The organism is Streptomyces sp. 11x1 (genome assembly GCF_032598905.1).
Lineage (GTDB): Bacteria > Actinomycetota > Actinomycetes > Streptomycetales > Streptomycetaceae > Streptomyces.
Genome location: NZ_CP122458.1, coordinates 3,632,286 through 3,650,155, shown reverse-complemented (window position 1 = coordinate 3,650,155; position 17,870 = coordinate 3,632,286). Strand labels below are relative to the sequence as shown.

Below are 17,870 nucleotides of genomic sequence, written 5' to 3'. Positions count from 1 at the left end.
GGCTCGCCATGTAGCCCCGGCCCGTTGCCGTGTCCGTGCCCGCTAGCCCATGCCCAGCGATCGCTTCAGGAAGTCGACCTGGAGCAACAACAGGTTCTCGGCGACCTGTTCCTGCGGCGTCATGTGGGTGACGCCGGAGAGCGGCAGCACCTCGTGCGGGCGGCCGGCCGCCAGCAGCGCGGAGGACAGCCGCAGCGCGTGGGCGAAGACCACGTTGTCGTCGGCGGTGCCGTGCACGACCATCAGCGGGCGGTGCGGCTCGGCGGGCGCGGACAGCCCCTCGTCCGTGATCAGCGAACTCCTCGCGTACGCCGCCGCGTTCTTCGCGGGGTCGCCCAGGTACCGCTCGGTGTAGTGCGTGTCGTACAGCCGCCAGTCGGTGACCGGGGCGCCCGCGATGCCGGCGTGGAAGACGTCCGGGCGGCGCAGCACCGCGAGGGCCGCGAGCCAGCCGCCGTACGACCAGCCGCGGATCGCGACCCGGGAGAGGTCCAGCGGGTGGGACCTCGCCAGGTCGTGCAGCGCCTCCACCTGGTCGTCCAGGGAGAGGGTGAAGTCGCCGTCGATCTCCTTCTCCCAGGCGGGGGAGCGGCCGGGGGTGCCGCGTCCGTCGGCGACCACCACCGCGAATCCCTGGTCGGCGAACCACTGCGAGGTGAGGTGCGCGTTGTGCGCGGCGAGCACCCGGGGGCCGTGCGGACCGCCGTAGGGGTCCATGAGGACCGGTAGGGGTGTGACCCCGTCGTAGTCGCTCGGCATAAGCAGGGCGCACGGTACGCGGCGTGCGCCCCCCTGTGTGAACCGCACGCGCGGTGACATACCGGGATCTTCCGCATAAGACGCCACGGTCGCCACCGGCTTGCCGTCCCGCAGCACCTGCGCCTGGGCTCCGGCCCGCCCCGGAACGGCCGAGACGAGCACGGTCACGCCCCCGGCGCGCACGGCCGAGTGCACGCCGGGCTCCTGCGAGACGCGCTCCACGCCGAGCTCGTTCACGCGGTAGACGTGGATCTCGCCGATCTCCGGGTCCGCGGCCGCTTCTCCCGCGGAGGCGGAGACCAGTACATCGGCGTCCGCGACGTCGAGTACCGCGCGGACCTGCAACTGTGGTCCCGTCAAAGGGCGTTCGCCGACCGCGAGCACCCGCGCGCCGCCCTCGTCCGCGACACGCACGAGCCGGCCCGACGGACTCCACGCCGGCACCCCAGGGAAAAGATCAAGCCAATGTGGATCTTCGTCGGCGTGCACCATCCGGGTCGCCCCCGTGTCCGGGTCCACGGCCAGGAACAGCTGGCTGCGCTGGTCCCGCGCCTGCACCAGGATCAGCGGCGCACCCGCCGCTGACCAGTGCACATGCGCCAGATACGGGTAACGCGCCCGGTCCCACACGACCTCCGTGCGGGCCCCGGCGAGGTCGATCACGAAGAGGCGCACCTCCGCGTTGGCGGTCCCGGCCGCCGGGTACGCCACCTGCCGCGGGTCCCTTTCCGGCTGCGCGGGGTCCGAGATCCACCAGCGGCGCACCGGCGTGTCGTCCACCCGCGCCACCAGCAGCCGGTCCGACTCCGGCGACCACCAGAAACCGCGTGAACGGCCCATCTCCTCGGCCGCGATGAACTCCGCCAGGCCGTGGGTGACGTTTCCCGTCTCCTCCTCGGTGAGCGCCAGGTCCGCATCGCCCTCCGCCCCGACCACGCGCAGCGCACCCCGGGCGACGTACGCGACGTATCGGCCGTCGGGCGAGGGGCGAGGGTCGATCACCGGTCCGGGAACGTCCAGTTCACGTGCCGTCCCGGCCCGCAGCTCGGCCACGAAAAGCCGCCCTGACAAGGCGAAAGAGGCCAACTCCACGGCCGCGTCGGTGGCGTAGCCGACGATCCCGGCGCCGCCCTCGCGCAGGCGCTCACGGCGCGCGCGCTCCTCGGCGGACAACTCCTCCGAGGAGCCCGCGAGCAGCGCGCCCGGGTCGGCCGCCACCCGCTCACCACCACCGTCCCCGAGGTCCATCACCCACAGTTTGTTGGCCCGGTCGGTGCCGGAGGAGGACCGCAGGAACACCACACGGGAACCGTCCGGAGCGACGGAGAAAGCCCTCGGCGCGCCGAGGGAGAAACGTTGGGTCCGGGCGTGTCGGCGAGGGGAGGACTCGGGCTGGGTCGTCATGCCCCGACCATATTGGCCATGCGCCCCCTTGTGCGGCCGTGCGCCGACCGATGCGCGCGTATGGATAGTTATGATCACTACCGCTGGGTGGGTATGAACCTGCTGGCCGCTGTATGGATTTACAACTGCGTCACCCACGTCACCGGTTGACGACGCTCTCGCCGTCAGCCTTCGACAACTGCTTCGCTCCCCAGGTCCCAGGGAACTTTTGGAGGTGAGCCGCCGTGGCACTCTCGATTTCGGCGGTGGTGCTGCTGGCGATCATCGTCTTCATCCTGATCAAGAAGTCAGGGCTGAAGGCCCCACACGCGATCATCTGCATCCTGCTCGGGTTCTATCTCGCCTCCTCGACCATCGCGCCGACGATCAGCGAGCTGACGACCAACATCGCGGGCATGATCGGCAGTATCAAGTTCTGACACCTCCGGCCGCCGGGGGCCTCTCCCAGGGCCCGTCCCACCGGGCCCGCGACCCCCGCGGCCGACCGTTCCTGTGAAGGCCCGCGCCCGCCACGGGCGCGAACCGGGGGCCTCGTAGGGTGGCCCCATGACGGATCTGCCCTCCTCCGGCCCTCGGCCGGGGGGACACCCCTCCGGCGTCGCTCGCCGACTGCTCCTGGTGCACGCGCACCCGGACGACGAGTCGATCAACAACGGCGCGACCATGGCCAGGTACGCGGCCGAGGGCGCGCACGTGACGCTGGTGACCTGCACCCTCGGCGAGGAGGGCGAGGTCATCCCGCCCGGCCTCGCCCACCTCGCGCCCGACCGTGACGACACCCTGGGCCCGCACCGGGTGGACGAGCTGGCCGAGGCCATGAAGAAGCTCGGCGTCACCGACCACCGCTTCCTCGGCGGCCCCGGCCGCTACCGCGACTCCGGGATGATGGGCGTCGAACAGAACGAACGCCCCGGCGCCTTCTGGTCCGCCGACGTCGACGAGGCCGCCGCCCACCTGGTCGAGGTCATCCGTGAGGTACGCCCCCAGGTCCTCGTGACCTACGATCCGAACGGCGGCTACGGCCACCCCGACCACATCCAGGCCCACCGCGTCGCCATGCGCGCCGCCGACCTGACCCCCGACCCGGACTACCGCCCCGACCTGGGCGAGCCCTGGGAGATCGCCAAGGTCTACTGGAACCGGGTGCCGCGCGGGGTGCTCCTGGAGGGCTTCGGCCGGCTGCGCCGCGATCTCGCCGAGCCCGGACGGCTGCCGTTCGAGTGGGCCGCGAGCGTCACGGATGTGCCCGGAGTGGTGGACGACCACATCGTCACCACCGAGATCGACGGCACCGGCTTCGCGGCCGCGAAGGCCGCCGCGATGCGCGCCCACGCCACGCAGATCGAGGTCGCCGAGCCCTACTTCGTCCTCTCCAACCGGCTGGCCCAGCCGCTGCTGACCACCGAGTACTACGAGTTGGTGCGAGGCAGACGCGAAGGCGGCGGCCGGGAGGGCGACTTGTTCGAGGGGATCTCCGGCATTTCGCCCGAAGGGCGACAGAATTCCCCGGAACGGCAGACTTTCGAGAAACAGCAGAACGGAACGGCCCTGTGATGCGTACGCATGGGTATGACACAGCAGTGGTGCGCACGCACGGCCGCCGAGAGGAGGGCCGGCGATGACCGCGAAGGACCGGCCGACGGGCGGGCAAGGCAGCGCGCTCGCACAGCCGTTGACATTCCCCCCGCTGGGGCGGGCCGCCGCGCACCTGGGACTCTTCGTCCTGGGAGCCGTGGTCGGGGTGGCCGGCGGGCTGCTCCAAGCGGCCTGGTTCCCCGGGGGATTGCTGCTCGCGCTGCTGGGCGCGGCCGGGCTGTTCCTGGGCGGCGCCCGGGTGACGGGCGGCCGGGCCGGGGCCGTTGCGCCGGCCGCCGGCTGGATGATCTCCGTCGTCCTGCTGACGTCCACCCGGCCGGAGGGCGACTTCCTTTTCGGCGCGGGAGCGGGCTCGTATCTTTTCCTGCTCGGCGGCATGGCTGTGGCTGTGATGTGCGCCACCCTTGGGCGAGGGTGGCAACCGACCGGGCCAGACGCCCGACTTGGGAAGTGACGTACCACTTCGCCGCAGTGCGCCGGTGCGGGTCCCGTGTGGGTTTCCCGCGCGGTCGTGGGATACGCGCCGGAAGTGGCCAGTATGGTGGTGCGCGCCGCCGAGCTGCCCGCTGAGTTGAGGTCGTGACGGGCGGCGGAGCAAACCGGGAGAACCTGCCTTGAGTCGTGAAACTGACACTTCGTCCTCCGGGGCCAATGGGCGCGGCAGCACCGCGTACCCGTCGGGGACACCGCCGTACGGCACGCCCATGGCCACCGAGGCCGGTGCCGCAGCGGCCCGGTCGGCCGCCGGCGAGCGGCCGGACGGACCCAAGACCGAGACCACGCTGACCACGCGGGTCCGGATCAACATCCCCGGCTCACGCCCCATCCCGCCGGTCGTCGTCCGCAAGCCGGTCGGTGACGGCGACGGCCCGGCGGACGACACCGGGTCCGAGTCGGAGACCACCGGCACCACGGCCATGCCCGTGTTCACGGACACCCCGGCGCCCGCGCCGGAGCTGGACGCACCCGCCGACGACAAGCCCACCAGCGACTGGTTCGCGCCGCGCAAGGGCGCCACCCCCGCCAAGGGCACGAGCAACGGCGGCAGCAACGGCGCCGGGTTCTCCACCGGCTCGATCGGCGTCCCCGGCACGGGCACGCCCGGCACCGGCGGCCCCGGCGCGGGCGCCCGCCCCGGCGGTCCCGGCCCGATGGCCGGCGGCCCGCGCCCCGGCACGGGCGCACGGCCCGGCGGGACGAACGGCGCCGGACTCCCCGGCGCCACCGGCGGCCAGCCGGTCGCTCCCGGCCACGGCGGCGGCACCGGCTCCTTCGACGTCTCGGCCGCGCTGGCCGGAACCAAGCCCGAGCGCGACGACCTGCCGTACTTCTCCGACAGCGGTGCCCGCCCCGGCGGCCCGGACGGCCGCTCCGGCCCGGCGGGCCCCACCGGCGGCCCCGTCACCGGCGACAGCCCGCTCGGCCCGCCGCCCGGCCAGGGCGGCCCCGGCTACCAGGGCAACCCCTTCGGCGGCCCCGACGCCGACTTCTCCTCGCCCGGCGCCTACGCCCGCCCCGGCGGCGGCATCAGCGACGACACCGCGGTCCTCACCCCGCAGCGGCCCGCCCCGGAACCGGGCACCCCGGGCTACGGCGGCTCCGGCCCGCTCGTCGACAACCCCTCCGGACACACCCTGACCAGCGGCATCCCCGTCGTGCCGCCCGGCACCCAGGGCACGCCGTTCGGCGCGGGCGGCCCCGACGGCGCGGTGCAACACACCCCGCCGAAGCTGCCCGACCCCGGCCCGCAGCAGAAGTCCGGCCCGGCGAAGAACACCAAGTCCGCGGGGCCGGCCAAGAAGAAGGGCCGCAGCAAGCTCGGCCTGCTCGTCGGCGGAGTGATCGTCCTCGGCGGCGGTGTCTACGGTGCCGGTCTGCTGATGAACCACTCCGACGTCCCCAAGGGCACCACCGTCCTCGGCGTCGACATCGGCGGCGGCACCCGCGACGAGGCCGTCAACAAGCTGGACGCGGCCTTCGGCAAGAGCACGAACGAGGCGCTCAAGCTCTCGGTCGACGGCGAAACCGTCTCCCTCAAGCCCGACCAGGCCGGACTCCAGTTCGACAAGCAGGCCACGGTCAGCGCCGCCGCCGTCAGCGACTACAACCCGGTCTCGGTGATCGGTGCGCTCTTCGGCCAGGAGCGCGTCGTCGAGCCCGTCATGCCCGTCGACGTGGAGAAGCTGGCGGCCGCCCTCCAACGCGCCGCGGGCAGCTCCGGCTCGGCCAGCGACGGCACCGTCAAGTACGAGGCGGGCAAGGCCGTCCCCGTGTACGGCAAGGCCGGCAAGGGCATCGACGTCGACGAATCCACCGACGCCGTCGAGGAGGCCTACCGCACCCAGATCGAGACCGGCAAGCCCGCGACGGTGCAGCTCCCGACCACCACCAAGGAGCCGTCGGTCGACAAGGCCGAGGTCGACCGGTTCATGAAGGAGTTCGCGGAGCCGGCCATGTCGGGCATCGTGACCGTCCAGACCGACGCCGCGCACAGCGTCCCGCTGAGCCCGCAGAACTCCCTCTGGAAGTTCCTCACCGTCAAGGCCGTCGACGGCAAGCTCGTCGACTCCTATGACGAGAAGGCCCTCAAGGAGCTCTACGGCGGCGCCTTCGACGACGTCCTCATCACCCGCGGCAACGGCGAGAAGACCCCCGTCACCGTGCAGGACGTCTACGGCGCCCTCCGCCAGGCCCTGAAGAGCACGACCGACCGCACGGCCGTCATCGAGACGAACCCGAGCTAGCGGCACCCGGCCGGGGGCCGGTGAGCGCATCGCCCGGCACGACGAGGGGGCACCCGGGACATCCCGGGTGCCCCCTCGTCACGGCTTGCGGGTGGGGCGGATGGCTGTGCCAGTGACCGAGCCCGGGGCAGCCACCGCCAGGGGCGCGGGGAACTGCGCGATCGGCCACGACGAACCCGCACCCGCCAGGCAGGAGGCACCCCACGACCAAGAGGTGCCCCAAGACGCGCCCCACAGCGAACACGCACCCTCGAACCACCGCACAGGCACTCTCAGTTCAACCGAGCCCGAGCCGCCTCCGCCTGCCTCCGCATCTTCTCCGCGGCCCCGGCATCCACCCCGGCCACCACCTCGGCGTACTCCTCCAACGCGGCAGCGCCCCGCACGAACTCCCCACGCTGCACCAGCAACCGCGCCCACTCGTACCGCAACCGCCCCGGATGCGAGGGCATCGCCAACGACAGTTCCAGCGCCCACAACGCCACATCCGTCCGCTCGGGCCGCGCCGCCGCCCACGCCCGCACGTTGTTGAGGACCCGCACCACCACGTCCAGCGGATCGGCGGGGCTCAGCATCGCGGGGTCCAGCGGAGCCCCCGTCGCCCCGGCCACCAGCAACTCCGCGTCGCTCCCGCTCAGCACCCGCCCCCCGTCGAACGGATCGGCGAGCACCTGCTCCTCCTGCGGCCCGAACCCCACCACGAAGTGCCCCGGCAGCGCGACCCCGTACACGGGCGCACCCGCCCGCCGGGCCACCTCCATCCACACCACGGACAACAGGATCGGCAACCCCCGTCGCCGTTCGAGCACCTGGTGCAGCAGCGAGGACTCCAGCCGCTGGTAGTCCCCGGCGGAACCACGGAACCCACACTGCTCGCCGAGCAGTTCGGCCGCCGCGACCGCCCACGCACGCGGCGCGCCCGGCCGGTACGGCATCAGCCCGGCCAGCCGGTCGAGCTCGATCTCGGCGGCGTCGACGCCCGCGTCGTCGAGTGTCCCGTCGCCCGCGGCGCCCACCAGCAGACACAGCAGGGCCAGGTCGGGCCGCTCGGCCCGCGCCTCCTCCGCGAACCGCCGCCGCACCTCGGCCGCCCGCTCCGGCTCCGGGGGAAAGGGCGCCGGCACGGCCGGGTGATGCCCGCTCACGACGATCCCCCCGGAGCGAAACCGGAGCCGGAGCCTGCACCGGAGCCGGAGCCTGCACCGGAATCGCCGCCCCCGCCGCTGCCGGCCCCCTCCGGCTCCCGGTAGTGGTGATACGAGTGATGCGCCGCGAACCCCATCCCCCCGTACAGCGCCCGCGCCCCCGCGTTGTCCGTCTCCACCTGGAGCCACCCGGCCGAGGCGCCCTCGTCCAGCGCCCGCCGGGCCAGCGCGGCCATCACGGTCGTGGCGAGCCCCCGCCGCCGCTGGGCGGGATCGACCTCGACGGCCGCGAAACCGGCCCACCGCCCGTCCACGACGCAGCGCCCGATGGCGGCGGGCCCCGCGCCCCCGGCGCCCGGCACGCTCGCGAACCACACCGAGGGCCCGCTCCCGAGCACCTTCAGCGCGACCTCGCCGAGCCCCTTGCGCTGGTAGCGGCCGAGCCACGCCTCGTCCGCCGTGCGGGACAGCTCGACCCCGGCCCACTCCCGGTCCGCGACCGGCGCGAGCGCGCCGATCCACAGCTCGGCGCTCACCTCACGGACCCAGCCGCGGTCCGCCACCTCCGCGCACAGCAGCTCCTGCGTGCCCTCGGCGCCCGTGGCCAGCTGTATGAAGGCGGGCAGCCCGCGGGCCGCGTACCAGCCGCGTACGGCCGTCAGGGCGTCGTCCAGGGGCATTCCGGGGTCGCCCGTCGGCAGCACCGAGTTGGCGCGCCGGGTGAAGCCGGCGGCGGCCCGCAGCTCCCAGCCGCCGAGCCGCTCCCGTTCGACCGGCTGCCAGGCCCGCGCGGCGACCCGCGCCAGCTCCTCGTACGTGGCGGCGGGCCCGCGCCGACGGGCCGGGGCGGCGGGCACGACCTTCCCCGCGACCAGCGACGACTCCTCGATCCGTACCCGTTCCCCGTTCCGGCGGGTGATCAACAGGACGCCGTCGTCCCATGATGTGAGAACACCAACCGTGTCGGTGAATTTCCCAGCCCCGGCGACCGCGTCGTCGACGCACCGCACCGACACGCGTTTGCCCACGTCAGCAGCGGAGACACGGATCTCGAGCCGTCCACCGGCAGAGATTTCCACAGGTCTGTCCACCCCTCCTGTTCGGATCATGCCCAGGAACGGAGATACTAGGTGCGGGCATCGACGACGCCGCGCTCCCGCGCGCCAGGCGGCGGAGCCTGAGGAGGCCCGCCAGCGCCCTATCGAGGAGGAACGACAGCGTGACCTACGTCATCGCGCAGCCTTGTGTCGACGTCAAGGACAAGGCGTGCATCGAGGAGTGCCCGGTCGACTGCATCTACGAGGGGCAGCGGTCCCTCTACATCCACCCGGATGAATGCGTCGACTGCGGTGCCTGCGAGCCGGTGTGCCCGGTCGAGGCGATCTTCTACGAGGACGACACCCCGGAGGAGTGGAAGGACTACTACAAGGCGAACGTCGAGTTCTTCGACGAGCTCGGCTCGCCCGGTGGTGCCAGCAAGCTAGGTCTGATCGAGCGTGACCACCCCTTCGTCGCCGCACTCCCGCCACAGGCCTGAGAGCGACGCCGCGGCCCCGGGGGTGACGCCCCCGCGGCCCGCATCCGCGCCGCCCCGGTCCCGTACGGCCCGATCACCATGATCGCCGTACGGGACCGAGGCGTTCGCCACGAGAAAGTGAGCCAGATCCCGTGTCCGCAGTCAGCGACCGCCTTCCCACTTTCCCCTGGGACAAGCTGGAGCCGTACAAGGCGACGGCCGCCGCGCACCCCGGTGGCATCGTCGACCTCTCCGTCGGCACCCCGGTCGACCCGGTCCCCGACCTGATCCAGAAGGCACTCGTCGCCGCGGCGGACTCGCCGGGCTACCCCACCGTCTGGGGCACCGTCGAACTGCGTGACGCCATCACGGGCTGGCTGGAGCGCCGTCTCGGCGCCCGCGACGTCACCCACCGCCACGTGCTGCCGATCGTCGGCTCGAAGGAACTGGTGGCCTGGCTCCCCACCCAACTGGGCCTCGGCCCCGGCGACCGGGTCGCGTACCCGCGCCTGGCCTACCCGACGTACGAGGTGGGCGCCCGTCTCGCCCGCGCGGAGCACGAGGTCTACGACGATCCGACGACCCTGGACCCGGCCGGCCTGAAGCTCCTCTGGCTGAACTCGCCGTCCAACCCCACGGGCAGGGTCCTCGCCAAGGACGAGCTCACCCGGATCGTGGCGTGGGCCCGCTCGCACGGCATCCTGATCTTCTCCGACGAGTGCTACCTGGAGCTGGGCTGGGACGCCGACCCGGTCTCCGTCCTCCACCCGGACGTCAACGGCGGCTCGTACGAGGGCATCGTCGCCGTCCACTCCCTCTCCAAGCGTTCCAACCTGGCGGGCTACCGCGCGGCCTTCCTCGCCGGTGACCCGGACGTCCTCGGCCCGCTCCTGCAGATCCGCAAGCACGGCGGCATGATGACCTCGGCCCCCACCCAGGCCGCCGCGGTCGCGGCCCTCGGGGACGACGCCCACGTCCAGGAGCAGCGCGCCCGCTACGCGGCCCGCCGCACGGCCCTGCGCGACGCCCTCGTCGCCCACGGCTTCCGCATCGAACACAGCGAGGCCAGCCTCTACCTGTGGGCCACCCGGGACGAGTCCTGCTGGACCACGGTCGCGAACCTCGCCGACCTCGGCATCCTCGTGGCCCCCGGCGACTTCTACGGCCCGGCCGGCGACCACCACGTCCGCGTGGCCTTCACGGCGACGGACGAGCGGGTGGCGGCGGCGGTGGAACGCCTGACCAAGGCGTAGAACGCACCACGCCGGCGTAGGACACACCGTGCGAAGGGGCCCGGGGAGACTCCCCGGGCCCCTTCGACGTACGGCAGATCAGCGTACGGCAGGTCAGCCGAGCGGGCTCTTGGCCGGCAGCTGCCCCGTCGGCAGCCCGCCCTTCGTCGCCGTCTTGGTCGTGTCACCCAGTACGGTGCCGGCGGACCCCGCGGCCTCCCCGGCGGCCTTCTGCGCGACGGGCGTGGTCGTCTTGACGGTCTTCCCGCCGGTCTTGCTCACGGTCGGCAGAGTCTGCTTGGACGCCTTGGTGCCGGCGTCGCTCGCGACCCCGGTGACGTTCTGCGTCGCGCCGTCCACGGTGCTACCCGCGTTCGCCCCGTCCACGGCGGACAGGCCGCCGAGGTTCGGGGTGGCCGGGAGTTCGGGCGCCGCGCTCGCGGAGCCGGCCGCACCGACCACGGAGGCCGCTCCCGCTGCGGTCAGCAGCGCGGCACGGGCGATCCGGCGGGTCAGGGGGAGGGACATGGTGCTCCTTTGACGGAAGAGAACGTTGAAGTGTCCGACCGCGCCCGGGAGTTGACGGTTCCGGGCTCGGACGCAGTGACTACCGCTCGAAGTCCCCGAAGGTTGCGGCGCCCCGACGTAAAGAAATGGCAATGCGTCGCATGATCAAATGTGGATCCAGTCGGACAAACGCCACCTGCGTCGGCCGTCTGCTGAATCCTTACGGCCCTGTGTTCCCAACGCATTCCGCGCGCCAGGGGTGAGCGGGAGAAAACCCGCGCACCCCGTCCACCCGACGCGCCGCGCCTACCCCGCACGGGTGAGCCGTGCGGCCTACTGTCCAGTGACGATTCGGACCTCGGTGGGGGAGCCCACCGTGCCGCCCGCCGCGCCCCGGGCTTTGCGCCACGCCCCGGCCCGGCCCTCCGCGACCCACTCGCGCCCCGCGTAGGAGACGCGCTCGACGCCGAGCCGGGAGGAGTTGGCCACGGCCCAGTGCGCCAGCTCCCAGCCGCGCTGCCGGGTCCGGTCCGTGTTCCCGGCGTTCCCGGCGTTCCCGGCGTCCGTGAGGGGGATGGTCACGGTCCCGGCGGCGGGGGAGACGCTCGGACTCGGCGCCGCGCTCGCCCCGGCCGAGGCGCCGCCCTCGGAGCTCACCACCGCCGCGGCCGACTCGAACGACTCGTCCCCGAAGTCCCGGGCGAGCGCGCTGCGCACGGCGTCCGGGCCGCCCGTGTAGGCGGTGCCGGTGCCGGTCGTGTCCCGGCGCCCCTCACAGGTCAGCGTGGCCGCCGACCGCCCGGTCAGCGCGGCGGCGAGCAGCGCGGCGTCGGGCTCGTGCTTGGCGTACGCCTCCGGGTAGCCGCTGCGCTGCACACGCTGGGCGGCCACGGTCAGCGGCAGCCGCTCGTAGTCGTCGACCTTGACGAGGTGCTCGTAGAACTCACCCGCCGCGTACACCGGGTCCTGGATCTGCTGCTCGGTGCCCCAGCCCTGCGACGGGCGCTGCTGGAACAGGCCGAGCGAGTCCCGGTCGCCGTGCGCGATGTTGCGCAGGCTCGACTCCTGCAGCGCGGTCGCCAGCGCGATCGTCACGGCCCGCTCGGGCAGCTCGCGCGAGGTGCCGACCGCCGAGATCGTCGCGGCGTTGGCCGCCTGCTCGGGCGTGAACTCGTACCGCGCCCCGTCGTCCGTCCCGGACACGACCACGCACCGGGGGGTCCCGTTCCCCCCGGTCAGATACTGCACGGTGAGATACGCCCCGATCGCGGTGAGCACGACGAAGGCCGCCATGAACTGCAGCACGCGACGGCCGCGACGGCGGGGACCTGGGGGGAAGGGGTACGGCTCCGACACGCGGTCCAAGGTACTGGACGGTAATGGCACTCGTGCAGGAGTTGTGAACAGTGATGTGAACAGGGGTGCGGAAGTGACTGGATCCACGCGCCGGGCTGCCCGGCTCCATGCGTCTGGCGGCCCGGATTCGGAGGCGCGTTAGGGTCGGGGACATGGCCGAGACCCCGATTGACCTCACGCTGGACGCCGCGCGGCTGACCGCGCAGCTCGTCGACTTCCCCTCCGAGAGCGGCACCGAGAAGCCCCTCGCGGACGCGATCGAGACCGCCCTGCGCGCCCTGCCGCACCTCACGGTCGACCGGTACGGCAACAACGTCGTCGCCCGTACGAACCTGGGCCGCGCCGAGCGCGTGATCCTGGCCGGCCACATCGACACCGTGCCCATCGCGGACAACGTCCCCTCCCGCCTCGACGAGGACGGCGTCCTGTGGGGCTGCGGCACCTGCGACATGAAGTCCGGCGTCGCGGTCCAGCTGCGCATCGCGGCCACGGTCCCGGCGCCCAACCGCGACCTGACGTTCGTCTTCTACGACAACGAGGAGGTCGCCGCGGACCTCAACGGCCTGAAGCACGTCTCCGAGGCCCACCCCGAATGGCTGGCGGGGGATTTCGCGGTCCTCCTGGAGCCCACCGACGGCGAGGTCGAGGGCGGCTGCCAGGGCACCCTGCGGGTCCTGCTGACGACCAAGGGCGAGCGGGCCCACTCCGCCCGCGGCTGGATGGGCTCCAACGCCATCCACGCCGCCGCCCCGATCCTGGCAAGGCTGGCGTCGTACGAGCCCCGCTACCCGGTGATCGACGGCCTGGAGTACCGCGAGGGCCTCAACGCGGTCGGCATCTCCGGCGGCGTCGCCGGCAACGTCATCCCCGACGCCTGCGTGGTCACGGTCAACTTCCGCTACGCGCCGGACCGTACGGAGGAGGAGGCCATCGCCCACGTCCGCGAGGTCTTCGCCGACTGCGGGGTCGAGGAGTTCACCGTCGACGACCACAGCCCCGGCGCGCTGCCCGGCCTGTCCCACCCGGCGGCCGCGGCGTTCATCGAGGCCGTCGGCGGCACGGCCCAGCCCAAGTACGGCTGGACCGACGTCTCCCGCTTCAGCGCCCTCGGCGTCCCGGCCGTCAACTACGGCCCCGGCAACCCCCACTTGGCGCACCGGCGGGACGAGCGCGTCGAGACGGCGAAGATCCTGACCGGCGAGGAGCGCCTGAGGTCCTGGCTGACGGCGTGACCTGTCCAGTGCGGCGGATCGCGTGGCGGACACGCTGACGTCCCCCGTCCGTAACCCGTATGGATCTACGCTGAGGTGAACCACCAGCACGGCGGAGGGAGCGGACATGGCGACCGGCAACCCCGAGGGCAAGAAGCAGCCACCCGAGGAGCAGCGGCTGGGACCGGTGCTGCGCAGGCGAGGCCAGGTTCAGGCGAGCACGACGGACCAGCGGCTGCTGGACGCGGGCGGCCCCTCAGACTGGGTCCACACCGACCCCTGGCGGGTCCTGCGCATCCAGTCCGAGTTCATCGAGGGCTTCGGCACGCTCGCCGAACTCCCGCCCGCGATCAGCGTCTTCGGCTCCGCCCGCACGCCCGCCGACTCCCCGGAGTACGAGGCGGGCGTCCGGCTCGGCCGGGGCCTGGTGGAGGCAGGCTTCGCCGTCATCACCGGCGGCGGCCCGGGCGCGATGGAGGCGGCCAACAAGGGCGCCCTCGAAGCGGGCGGCACCTCCGTCGGCCTCGGCATCGAGCTCCCCTTCGAACAGGGCCTCAACCCCTACGTCGACATCGGCCTCAACTTCCGCTACTTCTTCGTCCGGAAGATGATGTTCGTCAAGTACGCCCAGGGCTTCGTGGTCCTCCCCGGTGGCCTCGGCACCCTCGACGAACTCTTCGAGGCCCTCACCCTCGTCCAGACCCAGAAGGTCACCCGCTTCCCCATCGTCCTCTTCGGCGAGTCCTACTGGAGCGGCCTGGTCGACTGGCTGACCAACACCCTCATCGCCCAGGGCAAGGCAGCGGCAAAGGACCTGACCCTCTTCCACGTGACGGACGACGTGGACGAGGCGGTGGCCCTGGTCTCGAAGGAGGCGGGACACCCCTAGGGGACGCGGGGAACTGCGCGCATAAGGGGCGCGGGGAACTGCGCGAACGGGGTCCGGGGCGGAGCCCCGAATCTCTGACGCGGGGGCCGAAGGGGGCGCGTAGCCCCCTGGGTGGAGATGGGACGGGTAGGGGCGGCGGGGGCGAAAGAAGATCTAGGCGAGCCCCCGCCGGGCAACGGCGGGCTCCCGCCACCCCGCGATCGCCCCCACCATCTCCACCACCTGCCGAGTCTCAGCCACCTCATGCACCCGATACACCTGAGCCCCCAACCAGGCCGACACGGCAGTGGTCGCCAACGTCCCCACCACCCGCTCCTTCACCGGCTTGTCCAACGTCTCCCCCACGAAGTCCTTGTTGGACAGCGACACCAACACCGGCCACCCCGTGGCGACCATCTCCCCCAACCGCCGAGTCGCCTCCAGACCGTGCCGTGTGTTCTTCCCGAAGTCGTGCCCCGGATCGATCAGCACGGACTCCCGGGGCACCCCCAAGGCCACCGCCCGCTCCGCCAGCCCCACGGTCACCCGCAACACGTCGGCCATCACGTCGTCGTACTCGACCCGGTGCGGCCGGGTACGCGGCTGGGCCCCGCCCGCGTGCGTACACACCAGCCCCACCCGATACCGCGCCGCGACCTCCGCGAGCCGGGGATCGACCCCGCCCCACGCGTCGTTGAGCAGATCCGCCCCGGCCTCGCACACGGCCTCACCGACCTCGTGCCGCCAGGTGTCGACGCTGATGATCACGTCGGGGAACCGCCGCCGCACCTCCGCGACGAACCCCACGGTCCGCCGCGCCTCCTCCGCCGCGGTCACTTCCTCCCCGGGACCGGCCTTCACCCCGCCGACGTCGATGATGGCCGCGCCGTCGGCGACCGCCTGCTCCACGCGCGCGAGCGCCGGCTCGTCGCGGAAGGTCGCCCCTTGGTCGTAGAAGGAGTCCGGCGTCCGGTTCACGATCGCCATGATCACCGGCTCGTGCGGGCCGAATTCCCGCTTGCCCAGCCTGAGCATCCGCTGTGACCTCTCCCAGTACGTTCCGTCGATCGTCGGCCTTGCCCGACCGCCTGCGACCTTAACTGTCAGACTCGCATGGCACGATCGGAGCCGAACACACTCGAGGGGACCCAGCGATGTTCATGTTCTTGTTCCTGGTCGTCGCGCTCGCCGTCGTGGTCGCCGCGGTGACGCTCGCCGTGGTCGGCGGCGGCGACAACGCGGTGCTGCCGGAGGCCCAGGGCGAGCGGCTCCAGGACCCGTTGCCGGCGGACCGCCCGGTCAACCGCGCCGACGTCGAGGCGCTCCGCTTCCCGGTCGCCGTCCGCGGCTACCGCATGGTGGACGTGGACGACGCCCTCGGCCGCCTCAGCGCCGAGATCGCCGAGCGGGATGCCCGGATCGCCGACCTGGAGTCCGCGCTCGCGGGCGCCCGCGCGGCGACCGCGACCTCGCTGCACAAGCCGGAGGAGGGCGACCACCGGTGAGCGACGGCACCGCCCTGCCCGGCTCCGACGGCGCCCCGCGCTGCCCCTGGGCCCTGTCCACCGAGGACTACGTCGCGTACCACGACCAGGAGTGGGGCCGCCAGGTCCACGGCGACGACGCGCTGTACGAGCGGCTCTGCCTGGAGGCCTTCCAGTCCGGCCTCTCCTGGATCACCATCCTGCGCCGCCGCGAGGGCTTCCGTTCCGCCTTCGCCGACTTCAAGATCGCCTCGGTCGCCCTGTTCACCGAGGCCGACCAGGAGCGTCTCCTCGCCGACCCCGGCATCATCCGCAACCGCGCCAAGATCGAGGCGACGATCGCCAACGCCCGCGAACTGTCCACCTGGACCTCCGGCGAGCTGGACGAGCTGATCTGGTCCCACGCCCCGGACCCGGCGACCCGCCCGGCCCCGCGAACCCTCGCGGACGTCCCGGCGGTCACCCCCGAGTCCACGGCCCTGTCCAAGTCCCTGAAGAAACGAGGCATCCGCTTCGTGGGCCCGACGACGGCATACGCCCTGATGCAGGCGTGCGGCCTGGTGAACGACCACTTGGAGACATGTGTGGCGAGAAGCGCGCCGGCCTAGGGGCGCGGGGCTGTGACACCTGCGGCTCCGCCGCGTGGGCGCGACCAACCACATCGGAACCGCAGGATCCTGTGCACCGTCACCGCCCCAAGTACTTCGGCTCTTCCTTGTTCACGAAGGCCCGCACAGCGATCTGGTGGTCCTCCGACGCCCCCGCGCGAGTCTGGAGCTCGTCTTCCTTCTCCAGCGTCTCGGCCAGCGAGTGGGTGAACCCGTACGCCACGGCCTCCTTGATCGCCGCGTACGCCACGGTCGGCCCCCCGGCAAGCATCCGCGCCACCTCCTCGGCGGCGGCGTGCAGCGAGGCCGCCGGAACGATCCGGTTCGCGATCCCCAGCTCGTACGCCTCCTGCGCCTTGATGCTGCGCGGGAACAGCAGCAGGTCGGCTGCACGGCCCGGGCCGATCACCCGCGGCAGGGTCCACGAGACCCCGGAGTCGGCCGTGAGCGCCACCCCGGCGAAGGACGTGTTGAACGAGGCCGTGTCGGCGACCACCCGGTAGTCCGCCGCGAGCGCGAAGCCCAGACCGGCCCCGGCCGCGACGCCGTTGACCCCGGCCACCACGGGCTTCGCCATGCTCGTGAGCGCCTTCACCACGGGGTTGTAGTGCTCCTTGACCGTACTCATGACCTCCCCCGAGCCCTCGATCAGCAGCCCGATGTGCTCCTTGAGGTCCTGGCCCACACAGAACGCCCGCTCCCCGGCGGCCGTCAGCAGCACCGCCCGCACCGCGTCGTCCCCGGCGGCCTCCTCCACGGCCTCCCGCAGTGCGACCTTCGTCGCGATGTTCAGCGCGTTCATCGCCTCGGGGCGGTTCAGCGTGATCTTCGCGAGTCCGTCGTGCACCTCGTAGAGCACGGTGTCGGCCATGGTGTTTCCCCTCCGGTGTCGCGGCAGGTGACGTACTGGTCGGTACGCCCTCGTCACAGCACAGCATGGCGGAGTTCACGGGCGGTGGCCGGACCCGGACGTGTGACCTGCGTCAAAGAATCACCAATGGGCGAGCGCCCACCCGGGACCGTGCGGTGGCGCAGTATCGCAGTCACACCGCCGAATTGGGTGGTTTTGCTCGCGCGCGTTGCCCAAGCGATGCCGACCGATGTTGGTCATCGGGTCATGAGATGCGGGATAATGGCCTGGAAGCAATGTGTTCGATGCCGGTGTCGCGTGTCCCCAGGTGGGCCCGCGCCTGCCCTCCCGGGCCGTCGGCTTGGCGATGAGCTGGTTTCAGGAAGGGGTACGAGCATGGCGGCCATGAAGCCGCGGACGGGCGATGGCCCGCTCGAGGTGACCAAGGAGGGGCGGGGCATCGTCATGCGCGTTCCGCTCGAAGGCGGCGGTCGGCTCGTCGTCGAGCTGACCCCTGACGAGGCCGACGCCCTCGGTGATGCCCTCAAGAAGGTCGTCGGCTGACGCGCGTAGCGACCATACCCTTTCAG

18 protein-coding genes are annotated in these 17,870 nt (G+C 72.4%); 11 read left to right on the top strand and 7 right to left on the bottom strand.

Going from position 1 to position 17,870, the window contains the following annotated elements; all coding sequences use genetic code 11:
* Positions 1–42 precede the first annotated feature (42 nt).
* Entirely contained in the window at positions 43–2,163 is a 2,121-nt protein-coding gene (locus tag P8T65_RS15755) for a prolyl oligopeptidase family serine peptidase (protein ID WP_316725992.1), read from the bottom strand.
* Positions 2,164–2,387: 224 nt separating this feature from the next.
* Here P8T65_RS15755 and P8T65_RS15750 point away from each other — a divergent pair, with 224 nt between their 5' ends.
* From P8T65_RS15750 to P8T65_RS15735, 4 genes are all read left to right on the top strand, one after another.
* On the top strand, positions 2,388–2,582 hold the full coding sequence (locus P8T65_RS15750; RefSeq protein WP_005480627.1) for a hypothetical protein: 195 nt from the start codon (positions 2,388–2,390) through the stop codon (positions 2,580–2,582).
* Positions 2,583–2,709: 127 nt separating this feature from the next.
* Complete coding sequence (gene mshB, locus P8T65_RS15745; RefSeq protein ID WP_316725991.1) at positions 2,710–3,717, top strand: N-acetyl-1-D-myo-inositol-2-amino-2-deoxy-alpha-D-glucopyranoside deacetylase; 1,008 nt, start codon at positions 2,710–2,712, stop codon at positions 3,715–3,717.
* Positions 3,718–3,781: 64 nt separating this feature from the next.
* A complete protein-coding gene (locus P8T65_RS15740) occupies positions 3,782–4,213 on the top strand; it encodes a DUF6113 family protein (RefSeq protein ID WP_316725990.1) in 432 nt (143 codons plus the stop codon).
* Positions 4,214–4,463: 250 nt separating this feature from the next.
* Positions 4,464–6,503, top strand: a complete 2,040-nt coding sequence (locus tag P8T65_RS15735) for a hypothetical protein (RefSeq protein ID WP_316725989.1) — start codon at positions 4,464–4,466, stop codon at positions 6,501–6,503.
* A 272-nt stretch (positions 6,504–6,775) separates the two neighbouring features.
* Here P8T65_RS15735 and P8T65_RS15730 read toward each other — a convergent pair whose 3' ends face one another.
* Together P8T65_RS15730 and P8T65_RS15725 are read right to left on the bottom strand one after the other, a co-directional pair.
* The gene (locus tag P8T65_RS15730) at positions 6,776–7,627 is read right to left on the bottom strand and encodes a transglutaminase-like domain-containing protein (RefSeq protein ID WP_399103105.1); all 852 of its coding nucleotides are present in this window, start codon (positions 7,625–7,627) and stop codon (positions 6,776–6,778) included.
* A 17-nt stretch (positions 7,628–7,644) separates the two neighbouring features.
* Positions 7,645–8,727, bottom strand: a complete 1,083-nt coding sequence (locus P8T65_RS15725; protein WP_316725987.1) for a GNAT family N-acetyltransferase — start codon at positions 8,725–8,727, stop codon at positions 7,645–7,647.
* A gap of 140 nt (positions 8,728–8,867) precedes the next feature.
* Between P8T65_RS15725 and fdxA the strand changes: the two genes are divergently transcribed.
* Both fdxA and P8T65_RS15715 read left to right on the top strand, forming a co-directional pair.
* Positions 8,868–9,185, top strand: a complete 318-nt coding sequence (gene fdxA / locus P8T65_RS15720) for a ferredoxin (RefSeq protein WP_005480604.1) — start codon at positions 8,868–8,870, stop codon at positions 9,183–9,185.
* Between the two features lie 131 nt (positions 9,186–9,316).
* Positions 9,317–10,417, top strand: a complete 1,101-nt coding sequence (locus P8T65_RS15715) for a bifunctional succinyldiaminopimelate transaminase/glutamate-prephenate aminotransferase (RefSeq protein WP_316725986.1) — start codon at positions 9,317–9,319, stop codon at positions 10,415–10,417.
* 93 nt (positions 10,418–10,510) lie between these two features.
* On the opposite strand, the gene P8T65_RS15710 is transcribed toward P8T65_RS15715, so the two are convergent.
* Both P8T65_RS15710 and P8T65_RS15705 read right to left on the bottom strand, forming a co-directional pair.
* Positions 10,511–10,924, bottom strand: a complete 414-nt coding sequence (locus P8T65_RS15710; RefSeq protein WP_045559111.1) for a hypothetical protein — start codon at positions 10,922–10,924, stop codon at positions 10,511–10,513.
* 312 nt (positions 10,925–11,236) lie between these two features.
* The gene (locus tag P8T65_RS15705) at positions 11,237–12,259 is read right to left on the bottom strand and encodes a heavy metal transporter (protein WP_316725985.1); all 1,023 of its coding nucleotides are present in this window, start codon (positions 12,257–12,259) and stop codon (positions 11,237–11,239) included.
* Positions 12,260–12,411: 152 nt separating this feature from the next.
* On the opposite strand from P8T65_RS15705, the gene dapE reads away from it, so the two are divergent.
* Together dapE and P8T65_RS15695 are read left to right on the top strand one after the other, a co-directional pair.
* The gene (dapE, locus tag P8T65_RS15700) at positions 12,412–13,491 is read left to right on the top strand and encodes a succinyl-diaminopimelate desuccinylase (RefSeq protein WP_316725984.1); all 1,080 of its coding nucleotides are present in this window, start codon (positions 12,412–12,414) and stop codon (positions 13,489–13,491) included.
* A 106-nt stretch (positions 13,492–13,597) separates the two neighbouring features.
* Complete coding sequence (locus P8T65_RS15695) at positions 13,598–14,359, top strand: TIGR00730 family Rossman fold protein (protein WP_316725983.1); 762 nt, start codon at positions 13,598–13,600, stop codon at positions 14,357–14,359.
* Between the two features lie 153 nt (positions 14,360–14,512).
* Here the strand turns inward: P8T65_RS15695 and folP are convergent, their stop codons facing one another.
* Positions 14,513–15,373: a dihydropteroate synthase gene (gene folP / locus P8T65_RS15690; protein WP_316725982.1), complete on the bottom strand. Its 861-nt coding sequence runs from the start codon at positions 15,371–15,373 to the stop codon at positions 14,513–14,515.
* A 119-nt stretch (positions 15,374–15,492) separates the two neighbouring features.
* Here folP and P8T65_RS15685 point away from each other — a divergent pair, with 119 nt between their 5' ends.
* Together P8T65_RS15685 and P8T65_RS15680 are read left to right on the top strand one after the other, a co-directional pair.
* Positions 15,493–15,843, top strand: a complete 351-nt coding sequence (locus P8T65_RS15685; RefSeq protein ID WP_316725981.1) for a DivIVA domain-containing protein — start codon at positions 15,493–15,495, stop codon at positions 15,841–15,843.
* Entirely contained in the window at positions 15,840–16,430 is a 591-nt protein-coding gene (locus P8T65_RS15680) for a DNA-3-methyladenine glycosylase I (RefSeq protein ID WP_316725980.1), read from the top strand. Before P8T65_RS15685 ends, P8T65_RS15680 begins: the two co-directional genes overlap by 4 nt.
* 79 nt (positions 16,431–16,509) lie before the next feature.
* Here P8T65_RS15680 and P8T65_RS15675 read toward each other — a convergent pair whose 3' ends face one another.
* Positions 16,510–17,301 carry an enoyl-CoA hydratase/isomerase family protein gene (locus P8T65_RS15675; RefSeq protein ID WP_184899124.1) on the bottom strand — a complete coding sequence of 264 codons (792 nt, stop codon included), beginning with the start codon at positions 17,299–17,301 and terminating at the stop codon, positions 16,510–16,512.
* Positions 17,302–17,676: 375 nt separating this feature from the next.
* Between P8T65_RS15675 and P8T65_RS15670 the strand changes: the two genes are divergently transcribed.
* Positions 17,677–17,844, top strand: a complete 168-nt coding sequence (locus tag P8T65_RS15670) for a DUF3117 domain-containing protein (protein WP_003966491.1) — start codon at positions 17,677–17,679, stop codon at positions 17,842–17,844.
* Positions 17,845–17,870 lie beyond the last annotated feature (26 nt).